Annotated in this window: 6 protein-coding genes and 3 rRNA genes; all 9 read left to right on the forward strand. The window is 42.3% G+C overall.

Features of this window, described 5'->3' with window-relative positions; translation table 11 throughout:
* Positions 1-23: 23 nt before the first annotated feature.
* The 9 genes from RCG25_RS11415 to RCG25_RS11455 all read left to right on the forward strand — a co-directional run bounded on the left by RCG25_RS11415 (position 24) and on the right by RCG25_RS11455 (position 14,325).
* On the forward strand, positions 24-4,367 hold the full coding sequence (locus RCG25_RS11415) for an alpha-amylase family glycosyl hydrolase (protein ID WP_308083771.1): 4,344 nt from the start codon (positions 24-26) through the stop codon (positions 4,365-4,367).
* A 326-nt stretch (positions 4,368-4,693) separates the two neighbouring features.
* Positions 4,694-6,230 (forward strand): 16S ribosomal RNA (locus RCG25_RS11420).
* A gap of 203 nt (positions 6,231-6,433) precedes the next feature.
* Positions 6,434-9,370, forward strand: a 23S ribosomal RNA gene (locus RCG25_RS11425).
* 80 nt (positions 9,371-9,450) lie between these two features.
* Positions 9,451-9,567: ribosomal RNA gene (gene rrf, locus RCG25_RS11430) — 5S ribosomal RNA — on the forward strand.
* Together the 16S, 23S and 5S rRNA genes form the textbook arrangement of a ribosomal RNA operon.
* Positions 9,568-9,877: 310 nt before the next feature.
* On the forward strand, positions 9,878-10,597 hold the full coding sequence (locus RCG25_RS11435; RefSeq protein ID WP_308083772.1) for a DUF421 domain-containing protein: 720 nt from the start codon (positions 9,878-9,880) through the stop codon (positions 10,595-10,597).
* 171 nt (positions 10,598-10,768) lie between these two features.
* Positions 10,769-12,148 carry a branched-chain amino acid transport system II carrier protein gene (gene brnQ, locus RCG25_RS11440; RefSeq protein WP_308083773.1) on the forward strand — a complete coding sequence of 460 codons (1,380 nt, stop codon included), beginning with the start codon at positions 10,769-10,771 and terminating at the stop codon, positions 12,146-12,148.
* A 92-nt stretch (positions 12,149-12,240) separates the two neighbouring features.
* The gene (locus RCG25_RS11445; protein ID WP_308084158.1) at positions 12,241-13,128 is read left to right on the forward strand and encodes a LysR family transcriptional regulator; all 888 of its coding nucleotides are present in this window, start codon (positions 12,241-12,243) and stop codon (positions 13,126-13,128) included.
* Positions 13,129-13,282: 154 nt separating this feature from the next.
* Positions 13,283-13,633 (forward strand): CidA/LrgA family protein, encoded by a 351-nt coding sequence (locus RCG25_RS11450; RefSeq protein WP_308083774.1) that lies wholly within the window; start codon positions 13,283-13,285, stop codon positions 13,631-13,633.
* Entirely contained in the window at positions 13,633-14,325 is a 693-nt protein-coding gene (locus RCG25_RS11455) for an LrgB family protein (RefSeq protein WP_308084159.1), read from the forward strand. The genes RCG25_RS11450 and RCG25_RS11455 overlap by 1 nt, the downstream gene beginning before the upstream one ends.
* Positions 14,326-14,350 lie beyond the last annotated feature (25 nt).

The raw sequence follows: 14,350 nt of genomic DNA on the forward strand, positions 1-14,350 counted from the left end.
ATATAGCTAGGGGAGGAAAAAGAATGAAAGGTAAATCACGGAAGTTATTCAGTTACTTAGCACTTATAATGTTAATTGTGCAAACGATTGCAGGAACGGCGTTATTTCATCCGTCACCAACAAAGGCGGAAGGAAAAGTAGTAACGCTAGTCGGTAACCTACAAGATGAATTGGGTGGTTCAGGTGAATGGAACCCAGCTGATCCTGCAACACAAATGAAGCAACAGGAGAATGGGAAGTATAAACTAACCGGAACACTTCCTGCAGGAAGCTATGAATATAAAGTAGCCATTAATGGTTCATGGGATGAAAACTATGGAGTGGATGGTACTCCTGGGGGGGATAACTATAAGTTTACATTAGATAAGGAAACACAGGTTACTTTTATTTATGATGATAGTACCCATCGTGTAACCCTACCAATCGAATTGCCGGATAGTGAAAAACCTAGAATAGTAGGCGATATACAGCCTGAGCTAAATGCAGGTGGAGAGTGGTCACCTAATGAGTCAACTGCCATTTTACAAGATGAGGACCATGACAATGTATACACCTATACAGCTCAAGTTCCAAAGGGGAAGCATGAATTTAAGGTTGTACTAGGGAACAACTGGAGTGCGCCTGCCTATCCAGAGAATAACTTTGTGTTAAATGTCCTAAAAGATGCAACGGTTACGTTCTTTTACAACCATGATACAAACGAAGTTTACACTGATTATGATCCTGGTTTACCTGATGGCAGTGTCCAAGGGGACAAGCTTTTTCACAACACATGGGATTCGGCTTTCCGATCACCATTTGGTGCAGTAAAAGCGGGAGAAACAGTCAAGCTCCGTCTTCAAGCAAAGAAGGGTGACTTAACTGGTGCTAAAGTCCAGCTAAAAAACTACAATACTGGTAATACGGTAATGGTAGATATGGAATATGCCGGTTGGATGGATCAAAAGGGTAAAGAGGTTGAGTTTTGGGAAGCAGACGTTAAACCAGATGTTAAAGGGGTTTATGGATATAAGTTTATTGCTCGAGACGGTGAAGGACAAAAAGAATACGGCGAAGACGTTCAGGAAGGTGGAAAAGGTACGGCTTCTGATTCAAATGCATCTTTATTCCAACTCACCGTATATGACCCTTCTTTTAAAACACCAGATTGGATGAAGGAAGCGGTTGTATATCAGATTTTTCCAGACCGCTTTAACAATGGGAACAAAAAGAATGATGAAGCAAAGAAAAATGCCCGCGGTGATGAACCGATTGAGCATAAACAGTGGAATGACTTGCCTGATAATCCTCGTCTAGAAGGGACAGAAGGGTATAAAGGAGATGCCATTTTCTCTAATGATTTCTTCGGTGGAGATATTGCTGGAATTCAAAAGAAATTGGATTATATCCAGTCATTAGGCGTAAACACACTTTATTTAAATCCAATTGCAGAAGCTGCATCGAACCATAAATATGATGCTGCGGACTACAAGAATGTTGACCCAATGTTTGGTTCACCTGAAGAATTTAAAGCCTTTACGAAAGAATTAAAGAAACGGAAAATGCACTTGATTTTAGATGGAGTGTTTAACCATGTAGGGGACGATTCCATTTATTTTGATCGTTACAGTAAATACCCAACAGTTGGTGCTTATGAGTACTGGGCAGCTATCTATGATCTTGTAAATAAAGGAATATCAGAAGCTGAGGCAAAAAAGCAAGTAAAAGATAAATTTATCGCTGAAGGACAAACGTTTAGTCCATACGGCTTCGAAAATTGGTTTAACATTCAAAATGAAAAAGTTGATGGCGTATATAAATATCAGTGCTGGTGGGGTTACGATTCCCTTCCAGAAATCAAATCAGTGCCTGGTGAAGCTGTCGACTATTCATCCGAACTCAATAACAAGTCATTTGCGGATTATATTATGTATGATGAAGATTCAGTGGCAAAGTCATGGATTAAAAACGGTTCTTCAGGTTGGCGATTAGATGTGGCAAATGAAGTTGATCCTGAGTTTTGGCGTGAATTTCGTAAAGAACTGAAAACAGGAAAAAAAGACGACCCACTAATTCTCGGTGAAATTTGGGATGATGCTTCAGAATATTTTCTTGGTGACTTATATGATTCGGTTATGAATTACCGTTTCCGCGGTGCGATGATTGATTATTTAAAGTCAGGAAATGCGGAAGGAGCAGAAAATCAGCTCAATGCTGTCTTTGAGGACTATCCTAAGGAAGCATTTTATTCCCTTATGAATTTGATGGGCTCACATGATACAGCTCGTGCAGCGTTTGTTCTGGGAAATGGTACAGACTCGTATGAGAGAGCGGAGTTTGATAATAATTATAATCCTGAACTAGGAATTCAGCGTTTAAAGCTCGCTTCTATTCTACAAATGGGTTATGCAGGTGCACCAACGATTTACTATGGCGATGAAGCTGGTGTCACAGGTTCAAAAGACCCTGATGACCGCAGAACCTATCCATGGGGTAATGAAAACAAAGATTTAATCAAACATTATCAAACAATTGGAAAAGTAAGAAATGACTTTCATGATTTATTTAGCTATGGTGATTTAAATCATCTGTATGCTAAGGGAGATGTGCTTGCTTTTTCTCGTTCAGATAAAAAGAATGTTGCTATAGTTCTAACAAATCGTGGTAAAGAAGATAAAACGGTTGAATTGAATGTTGAGGATTTATTGATTAATGGTATTAAGTTTACAGATCAATTAGATAAAAAATACACAATTGTAACCAAAGAAGGAAAGTTAAGTGTGACAATTCCTGCTATGAGCGGACGAATGCTTATATCCGATAAAGGGCAGAACCTAAAACGTCCAGCTTTGGTAACAGGCTTAACTGTAGCAGAAGGAAGTCATACCGCGACACTTAAATGGAATGGCGATGCAAAAAAATATGCCATTTACCAATCAACAATCTCCGGAGCTTTTTATCAAAAAGTAAAAGAAACTACTAATACTACAATATCAATTGACGGTTTAGACAATGGCCGAAAATATTATTTTGCAGTTGTTGCACTTGATAAAAACGGAAATGAATCTGAAAAGGTAGAGACAAAGGAAGCTGTTATTCCACATGTATCGCTAACTTCTGATAATTATAAGATTGATCATGTGACAGCTTTAGAACCAGGAATTATTGATCTCTCCAAGCCTGAAACGGTTACTGCCAATATTTTTGTAAAAGGTGAAACTGAGGTAGAACAAATGGAAGGCTTGCAAGCAAAGCTTGAAGTTAAACAGCCAGGAAGTGAAAAGTGGACCTCAATTAAGGCTGGATACGTAAATCAGCAGGAAACATCAAATGTATTTAGTACCAACTTCCTGCCATTTAATGTAGGAACTTATGAATATCGTTTTGCTTTCTCGAATGATTTAGCTCGTAGTTGGGTAACAAGCGAAACAAAGTCAGTTAGCTTTACAAAAGGAGACGATACAACAGCACCTGCAGAAAAATTGACACTTGAACAGCCTCAACAGGAATCTGGTCAGGTCAACCTTTCCTGGAAGGTTGAGGGTGCAAATGACCCATATATGGTAACGATTGTCCGTGATGGTGAAATGATTGATCAGTTATTGGATCTATCAAAAAACTCATTTAGAGATATTAATGTGACCAACGGAAAAACGTATACGTACGAAGTTCAGATATATGATAAGGCAGGAAATATGGTAAAATCCAACGCTGTTACTATCACACCTGAACTAGTTACAGTAAAAGTAACGTTTAAAGTAAATGCACCAGCCTATACTCCACAAGGTATCTACATTACAATGCCAGGAAGTAAAAACGGTTGGAATACTGGCGCATGGCAGATGACTCGTGCTGGAGCGGTTACTAATGATTATGAATATACGGTGGAAGCACAAGAAGGAGAAGTTCTTACTTACAAATATGTGAAAAATGGTACGTGGGATCAAGAGGGGTTACCGGACCATACTGCAGCAACCCCAACTGATGATGACGTCAGTTATTATGGCTATGGGGCACAAGGTACTGACCTTTCAGTTGTGGTGACTAACCAAGGCGGTAACCAAATGGTGGTACAAGATAGAATCATTCGCTGGATTGACCTTCCAGTGGTGGTTACATCCCATACAGATGGGCAGACGGTATCAACTGATAGTATTACTTTACAAGGAAATGCCATTAAGGAAGGTGTCCTAACAATTAATGGAGAGCCTGTTACCATCAATAGTGATATGACTTTTTCCCATTCTATTAAACTAAATGCTGGTGAAAATAAGTTAAGCATTCATATCGAACCATCAGAAGATAGTAAGACAGCAAACTTTAAAAATGATGGCGGTGCAAGTTCTAAAGCGACTAAAACAATTAATTTTACGATTAATAAGAAATAATAGAAGGCCTCTTTCCTAGAAATAGGAAAGAGGCCTTTTCCTACTATTAATTATATTCTTCATCCCTATTAGAATTGGAAAATATTATATATTGAACAGAAAAGGGGTGGATGATATTATAAGAAAGTTCCTCACGAAACGGCCAAACATAATCAGCGAAAAATTATGTATTGACTTGGTGAAATGGATGTAATAAAATTATATTTATCGCTTCTTAGACAAGCGGGAATTGTCCTTTGAAAACTAAACAAACAAAAACGTCAACAAACAAAAATTATTAGTTTCTTATGAAACTAAGCCAACGTAACAAAATGAGCTAATCAACTTTCTTGGAGAGTTTGATCCTGGCTCAGGACGAACGCTGGCGGCGTGCCTAATACATGCAAGTCGAGCGAACCACTTCGGTGGTTAGCGGCGGACGGGTGAGTAACACGTGGGCAACCTGCCTGTAAGACTGGGATAACTTCGGGAAACCGGAGCTAATACCGGATAATCCTTTTCCTCTCATGAGGAAAAGCTGAAAGTCGGTTTCGGCTGACACTTACAGATGGGCCCGCGGCGCATTAGCTAGTTGGTGAGGTAACGGCTCACCAAGGCGACGATGCGTAGCCGACCTGAGAGGGTGATCGGCCACACTGGGACTGAGACACGGCCCAGACTCCTACGGGAGGCAGCAGTAGGGAATCTTCCACAATGGACGAAAGTCTGATGGAGCAACGCCGCGTGAGCGATGAAGGCCTTCGGGTCGTAAAGCTCTGTTGTTAGGGAAGAACAAGTACCGGAGTAACTGCCGGTACCTTGACGGTACCTAACCAGAAAGCCACGGCTAACTACGTGCCAGCAGCCGCGGTAATACGTAGGTGGCAAGCGTTGTCCGGAATTATTGGGCGTAAAGCGCGCGCAGGCGGTCCTTTAAGTCTGATGTGAAAGCCCACGGCTCAACCGTGGAGGGTCATTGGAAACTGGGGACTTGAGTGCAGAAGAGGAAAGCGGAATTCCACGTGTAGCGGTGAAATGCGTAGAGATGTGGAGGAACACCAGTGGCGAAGGCGGCTTTCTGGTCTGTAACTGACGCTGAGGCGCGAAAGCGTGGGGAGCAAACAGGATTAGATACCCTGGTAGTCCACGCCGTAAACGATGAGTGCTAAGTGTTAGGGGGTTTCCGCCCCTTAGTGCTGCAGCTAACGCATTAAGCACTCCGCCTGGGGAGTACGGCCGCAAGGCTGAAACTCAAAGGAATTGACGGGGGCCCGCACAAGCGGTGGAGCATGTGGTTTAATTCGAAGCAACGCGAAGAACCTTACCAGGTCTTGACATCCTCTGACACTCCTAGAGATAGGACGTTCCCCTTCGGGGGACAGAGTGACAGGTGGTGCATGGTTGTCGTCAGCTCGTGTCGTGAGATGTTGGGTTAAGTCCCGCAACGAGCGCAACCCTTGATCTTAGTTGCCAGCATTCAGTTGGGCACTCTAAGGTGACTGCCGGTGACAAACCGGAGGAAGGTGGGGATGACGTCAAATCATCATGCCCCTTATGACCTGGGCTACACACGTGCTACAATGGATGGTACAAAGGGCTGCAAGACCGCGAGGTTTAGCCAATCCCATAAAACCATTCTCAGTTCGGATTGTAGGCTGCAACTCGCCTACATGAAGCCGGAATCGCTAGTAATCGCGGATCAGCATGCCGCGGTGAATACGTTCCCGGGCCTTGTACACACCGCCCGTCACACCACGAGAGTTTGTAACACCCGAAGTCGGTGGGGTAACCGTAAGGAGCCAGCCGCCTAAGGTGGGACAGATGATTGGGGTGAAGTCGTAACAAGGTAGCCGTATCGGAAGGTGCGGCTGGATCACCTCCTTTCTAAGGATATAAGCTGGACATATGAGCCAGACAAAACATGTTTGTTTGATTGTTTCTTGTTTGTTTAGTTTTGAGAGTGCAATTTCTCTCAAAACATCGTTCTTTGAAAACTAGATAATCGTAATGAAGAAGTCAAGTAAATACATCGAGTAATCGCCATTTTAGTTTTCTCTCTTATTAAATTAAGAGAAACAAACCTTTTAGGTTAAGTTAGAAAGGGCGCACGGTGAATGCCTTGGCACTAGGAGCCGATGAAGGACGGGACTAACACCGATATGCTTCGGGGAGCTGTAAGTAAGCTTTGATCCGGAGATTTCCGAATGGGGGAACCCACTGTTCGTAATGGAACAGTATCTTTACCTGAATACATAGGGTATTGAAGGCATACCCGGGGAACTGAAACATCTAAGTACCCGGAGGAAGAGAAAGCAAACGCGATTCCCTGAGTAGCGGCGAGCGAAACGGGACATAGCCCAAACCAAGAGGCTTGCCTCTTGGGGTTGTAGGACACTCAACATGGAGTTACAAAGGAACGGGGTAGATGAAGCGGTCTGGAAAGGCCCGTCAGAGAAGGTAAAAACCCTGTAGTCGAAACTTCGTTCCCTCCTGAGTGGATCCTGAGTACGGCCGGACACGAGAAATCCGGTCGGAAGCAGGGAGGACCATCTCCCAAGGCTAAATACTCCCTAGTGACCGATAGTGAACCAGTACCGTGAGGGAAAGGTGAAAAGCACCCGGAAGGGGAGTGAAATAGTTCCTGAAACCGTGTGCCTACAAGTAGTTAGAGCCCGTTAATGGGTGATAGCGTGCCTTTTGTAGAATGAACCGGCGAGTTACGATCCCATGCAAGGTTAAGTTGAAGAGACGGAGCCGCAGCGAAAGCGAGTCTGAATAGGGCGATTGAGTATGTGGTCGTAGACCCGAAACCAGGTGATCTACCCATGTCCAGGGTGAAGTCCAGGTAACACTGGATGGAGGCCCGAACCCACGCACGTTGAAAAGTGCGGGGATGAGGTGTGGGTAGCGGAGAAATTCCAATCGAACTTGGAGATAGCTGGTTCTCTCCGAAATAGCTTTAGGGCTAGCCTCACGTAGTTAGAGTCTTGGAGGTAGAGCACTGTTTGGACTAGGGGCCCTCATCGGGTTACCGAATTCAGACAAACTCCGAATGCCAAAGACTTATCCGTGGGAGTCAGACTGCGAGTGATAAGATCCGTAGTCAAAAGGGAAACAGCCCAGACCACCAGCTAAGGTCCCAAAGTTTACGTTAAGTGGAAAAGGATGTGGAGTTGCTTAGACAACCAGGATGTTGGCTTAGAAGCAGCCACCATTTAAAGAGTGCGTAATAGCTCACTGGTCGAGTGACTCTGCGCCGAAAATGTACCGGGGCTAAACGTAACACCGAAGCTGTGGATTGACATCTTAGATGTCAGTGGTAGGAGAGCGTTCTAAGGGCGTTGAAGCTAGACCGTAAGGACTGGTGGAGCACTTAGAAGTGAGAATGCCGGTATGAGTAGCGAAAGATGAGTGAGAATCTCATCCACCGTATGCCTAAGGTTTCCTGAGGAAGGCTCGTCCGCTCAGGGTTAGTCGGGACCTAAGCCGAGGCCGAAAGGCGTAGGCGATGGACAACAGGTTGATATTCCTGTACCACCTCTTTATCGTTTGAGTGATGGGGGACGCAGGAGGATAGGGTAAGCGCGCTGTTGGATATGCGCGTCTAAGCAGTTAGGCTGGAAAGTAGGAAAATCCGCTTTCCGTAAATGCTGAGCTGTGATAGCGAGGGAAATTTAGTACCGAAGTTCCTGATTCCACACTGCCAAGAAAAGCCTCTAGCGAGATAAAAGGTGCCCGTACCGCAAACCGACACAGGTAGGCGAGGAGAGAATCCTAAGGTGAGCGAGAGAACTCTCGTTAAGGAACTCGGCAAAATGACCCCGTAACTTCGGGAGAAGGGGTGCTTTTTGAGGTGAATAGCCTCGAAGAGCCGCAGTGAATAGGCCCAGGCGACTGTTTAGCAAAAACACAGGTCTCTGCGAAGCCGCAAGGCGAAGTATAGGGGCTGACGCCTGCCCGGTGCTGGAAGGTTAAGAGGAGGGGTTAGCCTTAAAAGCGAAGCTCTGAATCGAAGCCCCAGTAAACGGCGGCCGTAACTATAACGGTCCTAAGGTAGCGAAATTCCTTGTCGGGTAAGTTCCGACCCGCACGAAAGGCGTAACGATCTGGGCACTGTCTCAACGAGAGACTCGGTGAAATTATAGTACCTGTGAAGATGCAGGTTACCCGCGACAGGACGGAAAGACCCCGTGGAGCTTTACTGTAGCCTGATATTGAATTTTGGTACAGCTTGTACAGGATAGGTAGGAGCCTGAGAAGCCGGAGCGCTAGCTTCGGTGGAGGCGTCGGTGGGATACTACCCTGGCTGTATTGAAATTCTAACCCGCACCCCTTATCGGGGTGGGAGACAGTGTCAGGTGGGCAGTTTGACTGGGGCGGTCGCCTCCTAAAGAGTAACGGAGGCGCCCAAAGGTTCCCTCAGAATGGTTGGAAATCATTCGTAGAGTGTAAAGGCACAAGGGAGCTTGACTGCGAGACCTACAAGTCGAGCAGGGACGAAAGTCGGGCTTAGTGATCCGGTGGTTCCGCATGGAAGGGCCATCGCTCAACGGATAAAAGCTACCCCGGGGATAACAGGCTTATCTCCCCCAAGAGTCCACATCGACGGGGAGGTTTGGCACCTCGATGTCGGCTCATCGCATCCTGGGGCTGTAGTCGGTCCCAAGGGTTGGGCTGTTCGCCCATTAAAGCGGTACGCGAGCTGGGTTCAGAACGTCGTGAGACAGTTCGGTCCCTATCCGTCGTGGGCGCAGGAAATTTGAGAGGAGCTGTCCTTAGTACGAGAGGACCGGGATGGACGCACCGCTGGTGTACCAGTTGTCTTGCCAAAGGCATCGCTGGGTAGCTATGTGCGGACGGGATAAGTGCTGAAAGCATCTAAGCATGAAGCCCCCCTCAAGATGAGATTTCCCATAGCGTCAAGCTAGTAAGAACCCTGAAAGATGATCAGGTTGATAGGTCAGAGGTGGAAGCGTGGTAACATGTGGAGCTGACTGATACTAATCGTTCGAGGACTTAACCAATTTTTAAAGCGAACTCGTTTTTTACAAACACTTCTTCTGCATTATCTAGTTTTGAGAGAACGATCTCTCTAACAAAATAGTCTGGTAACTATGGCGAGAAGGTCACACCCGTTCCCATACCGAACACGGAAGTTAAGCTTCTCAGCGCCGATGGTAGTTGGGACGAAAGTCCCTGTGAGAGTAGGACGTTGCCAGGCAATTGAAAAGACAACCTGTAATGGGTTGTCTTTTTTGTTGTTTAGTAAATTATAAAAAGGTCCGAGTGTGGATAACTGAACTAATTGTCTGAATCTAGCTCCAGCGCCTAGCCCCTCGGGTCAAATAACCTTCGGCAAGAAAAGTCAAAAGGCGGACTTTTCCCGCCGAAGAACATTTGCCTGTCGGGGCTGAACGAGGCGCTTCCGCCTTTTATTCTTACCTTAGTTTCTATAATTTTATAGAAATGATTAATATTCATCTCTTATTTGGCTCATATTACAAAGAGAGCTTTTAGATGAAAATTGAAGGATGAATCAAGTGGAGACTTTAATTATTGCCGTTCTGCGAACGTGTTTTTCATTTTTAATATTATTGACAGTTTCGATATGGATTGGAAAACAAGTAAATTCCCATAACAATCACTATAATTTTGCATTATCTGTAACGCTAGGTTCTTTTATTGCTAATATGGGTTTTGATACGAATTTAAAATTCACCCCAATGTTGGCTTCTTTTACTGCACTTATTTCTATGTACTTAATTAGTTCACTCATATCTAATAAAAACAGACGTTTTCGGTTGTGGCTTTCAGGGGAGCCTACCGTTGTTATTGAGAATGGGAAGCTTTTAGATGGTAATATGAAGAAAATACGGTATACGCTTGATGATTTAAACCAGCAGCTAAGAGAGCAAGGGATTTTTGATTTAATCGAAGTGGAGTTTGCGTTATTAGAAGTTAGTGGTAAGTTATCTGTTTTGAAAAAGACAAAATTTCAAAATGTAACCAAAAATGAAATTGTCCCAACTAATAATAGTGTTGATATCCATCTTCCTATAGAGCTAATCATGGATGGAAGGGTTGTTGAGAAGAATTTTAACTCACAATACTCAAGCGCTTGGCTCAATCAGGAGTTGCAATCTCGAAACCTGGAACTGAAAGATATTCAATACGCTGTTATATCATCTAATAGTTCTCTTTTTATTGATTTATATAATGACAATTTAAAATCTCCATTAGATCGGGAGTAAATTAAGGTTAGTCCCAAAACAAAAAGTAAACTTTTGTCAGTTTGAAATTATCAAATAAATCGTTAAAATAGGTTGAATTTCGAGTGTTTGAATAGTAATATTATTCAGGAATAATATTTGAAATTACTAATCTATTATAAGTATTGGAATTCTAAGGTGGGAGCATTATTTATGCAAAATAAATTAAGTTTTTCAAGGTATTTCATCATTGGTGTGATGTTGTTTGCCTTGTTTTTCGGCGCAGGAAATTTAATTTTTCCTGCATCGCTTGGTCAAAAAGCAGGATCAAACATTTGGCTGGCAGTTGGAGGATTTTTAATAACGGGAATAGGCTTGCCGTTTCTGGGAATCTTGGCAATGGGTGTTTCGGGAAGTAAGAATTTACAAGAGCTTGCTAGCCGTATTCATCCAGTCTTTGGAGTGGTCTTTACATCTCTTCTATACCTAACCATAGGTCCATTTTTTGCAGCTCCTAGAACGGGAGCTGTTGCGTTTGATATCGGAATTGCACCTTTTGTGAATGAAAATAATGGACATGCTGGACTGATTATATTTACCCTATTATTTTTTGTTGTTACACTTTGGTTTTCTCTAAACCCTGCGAAAATAGTCGATAATGTGGGGAAAATACTGTCTCCTGGCATTATCATCCTTATTTTTGTGCTACTGTTCATGATAATAGTAAAACCAGTCGGTACGATTGAAGCTCCACAAGCATCTTATTCAACAGGCGCATTTATGAAAGGTTTAATGGAAGGCTATAATACAATGGATGCACTCGCTTCGCTTGTATTTGGTATTATTGTCATCAACGCGATTCGTTCCATGGGTATAACCTCATCCCATGGTATCCTTTTAGCATCAGCTAAATCAGGGATTGTCGCAACATTTTTTCTTGGAATCATCTATGTTGGGATTGCCTACCTAGGGGCAACAAGTACGGAAGCGTTCGGCCTATTTGATACAGGGGGACCTGTCCTTGGAAAGGCTGCATCTTATTATTTTGGTTCGTTCGGAACAGTCATGCTATCCATTATAATCATACTTGCTTGTCTCACAACCAGTATCGGGCTTATGACAGCTTGTGGTGAATACTTTCATACTTTAATGCCTAGAATCGGTTATAAAATGTGGGTTGTGTTCTTTTCCTTGATTTCTTTAATTATAGCAAATTTTGGATTATCAAACATTATTACATTCTCCATTCCTGTGTTAATGTTTCTCTATCCACTTGCAATTGCCTTAATGTTGCTAGCCTTTGTATCTAAGCTATTTAACCATTCGCAAATTGTATATGTTACTGTTATCGGTGTCACATTTTGTATAAGTATAATTGATGGGTTTAAAACCTTATGCAGTTTGCTAGAAATGGACTATTTTGCTTGGCTGGCTCCGATTGTTTCGTTTTATGAGCGAGCGTTACCTCTATACAAGGATGGACTTGGTTGGTTGCTTCCTGTTTTGACTGCGATTATTATTACATCATTGTTTGTAAGGCTACAGAAGGTTACTGCAGTCCGTGTTAAAAATAAAACAGAGAGCGCTTTGTAAGTATTCATACATCTCCCTACAATAGGGGAGATGTTTTGTTTATATAAAATCATTTTTATAATAAAAATTAGTTACTGTTACTGAAAATGGAGGTGTTTTCATTGGAATTACGGCAGTTAAGATTATTTATTGAGGTAGCTAAGCATAAAAGCATTACAAAAGCAGCAGAGAATATGCATATTTCTCAGCCAGCATTGAGCAAGTCTCTAATGGCACTAGAAGATGAACTGGGCATGAAATTGATTATTAGGACCAACAAGACAAGTGACCTTACAGATGCAGGGAAGGTGGTCCTCGAATATGCTCTAAGGATGACCGTCTTAGTAGATGAAATGAAAACTACTTTAATTGATATGACGAACTTATCAAGAGGTCAAATCAATATTGGATTACCTCCATTTATTGGAAGCCTTTTTTTTCCAAGGGTCATGGCCAAATTTCATCATGCTTTTCCGAATATAGAATTAAATATTACAGAGTATGGTGGTGCAAGAGTCGTAAAAAGTGTGGAAGAAGGTGAATTTGAACTGGGTGTTGCTGTACTTCCAATCGATGAACAGCAATTTTCGGTTTATCCCATCGTAGAGGAAGAGATGAGGCTAGTGGTTTACAAAGATCATCATTTATCAGATCGTGTAGAGGTGGAGTTAAAGGAATTAAGGGAAGAAGAGTTTATTTTTTATCATGAGGAATTTGCTTTAAATCAAATAATGAGAAATCATTTCATTGCTGTTGGTTTTGAACCTAAAATTTTATTCAAAAGTTCTCAATGGGACCTGATGACGGAGATGGTTGCAGCAAACCTTGGGATTACTATCCTTCCACAATCGATCTGCAACCGGGCTTTTAATTCGGATTTACAGGTAATTAAACTTCAGGATAATATTATGTGGAAACTAGCTGTCATTACAAAAAAAGACCGCTACATTTCTAACGCGGGGAGAACCTTTATTGATTTCATTCTAAAAGAACCATTATAACTTTGAGTTATGAAAAACATTCTAAATATGTATTTTACGAATGGTAAATATCGCTGTACTATTACTAATAGTGAATTCAAGGAAACAAAAGGGAGATTATTTGCTCCCTTTTTCATATTTAGAAAGGAAGTACACAATGTAACTAGGAGTAATAGTGATACAAGTTTTATTTTTACATGTTTTTTTATTTCTTGGTGTGGCACTAAAGGAATTGATTCCTCTTCCAATTCCCGCTTCTATGTTCGGATTAGCTCTTCTTTTTCTAGCACTTTATTTCAAAATTATTAAATTGGAATGGGTGGAAAAAGGGGCAAGTTGGCTGATGGCTGAGTTGCTGTTATTTTTTATTCCATCCGCAGTTGGAATAGTAAATTATGATGAAATTATTAGCCTTCAGGGTGCGGAAATTGTTGTTTTAATTGCCATTAGTACAGCAATAGTTATGGGAATGACTGCACTAATTGCTGAAAAAATATCAGGGCGTAAAAGGAGTGAGCAGCATTGATGACGGTACTATTTACGGTCATAACCTATCTTGTCTATCGGTTTGCCAAAAGAACCTATACCAAAATGGCACTTCCGTTTTTTCATCCGTTACTGCTTGCACCTATCTTATTAATTGTTCTTATATCGATTACACATGTACCAGCTACTCAATACCTGGAGGCATCTAAGTGGCTAACTCATCTATTGGGTCCAGCCACTGTTGCCTTTGCGGTACCCATATACAAAAATTTATCGATTATTAAAAAGTATATCGGTACTATTATCATTAGTATTACTTCAGGTTCACTCGTGGCTATTTTGTCAACCTTAGGACTTTCAAAATTAATCCACTTGAACTATGATTTCGTCACTTCCATCCTTCCAAGGTCTATCACGACTCCAATTGCGATTGAAGTATCAAAAGAAATTGGTGGATTGCCAACCCTGACAACTGTTTTTGTCATTTTAACCGGTGTAATTGGCGGTGTTGTCGGTCCGATGGTTCTTAAAACTCTGTCAATCAAAACCCCTATTGCCAAAGGGCTCGCATTAGGGATGGGGGCACATGGAGCTGGGACTAATAAAGCGTTAGAGTACGGTGAACAGGAAGCAACGTTTTCATCCTTAGCGATGATTTTTGCGGCCTTCATTACCCTTATCTGGGCTGCGCTGCTCATTCCTCCATTGATGAATATTCCACATTTATTTTAATACCAACTACAATAGACCTTTAGTG

It is taken from the genome of Neobacillus sp. PS2-9 (assembly GCF_030915525.1).
Taxonomy (GTDB): Bacteria; Bacillota; Bacilli; order Bacillales; family Cytobacillaceae; genus Neobacillus.

What these genes read in the sequence shown, in the direction of transcription:
- RCG25_RS11435 (WP_308083772.1), top strand. Translation starts at nt 9,878, where the DNA reads ATGAATCAAGTGGAGACTTTAATTATTGCCGTTCTGCGAACGTGTTTT.
- RCG25_RS11455 (WP_308084159.1), top strand. Translation starts at nt 13,633, where the DNA reads ATGACGGTACTATTTACGGTCATAACCTATCTTGTCTATCGGTTTGCC.
- RCG25_RS11415 (WP_308083771.1), top strand. Translation starts at nt 24, where the DNA reads ATGAAAGGTAAATCACGGAAGTTATTCAGTTACTTAGCACTTATAATG.
- brnQ (WP_308083773.1), top strand. Translation starts at nt 10,769, where the DNA reads ATGCAAAATAAATTAAGTTTTTCAAGGTATTTCATCATTGGTGTGATG.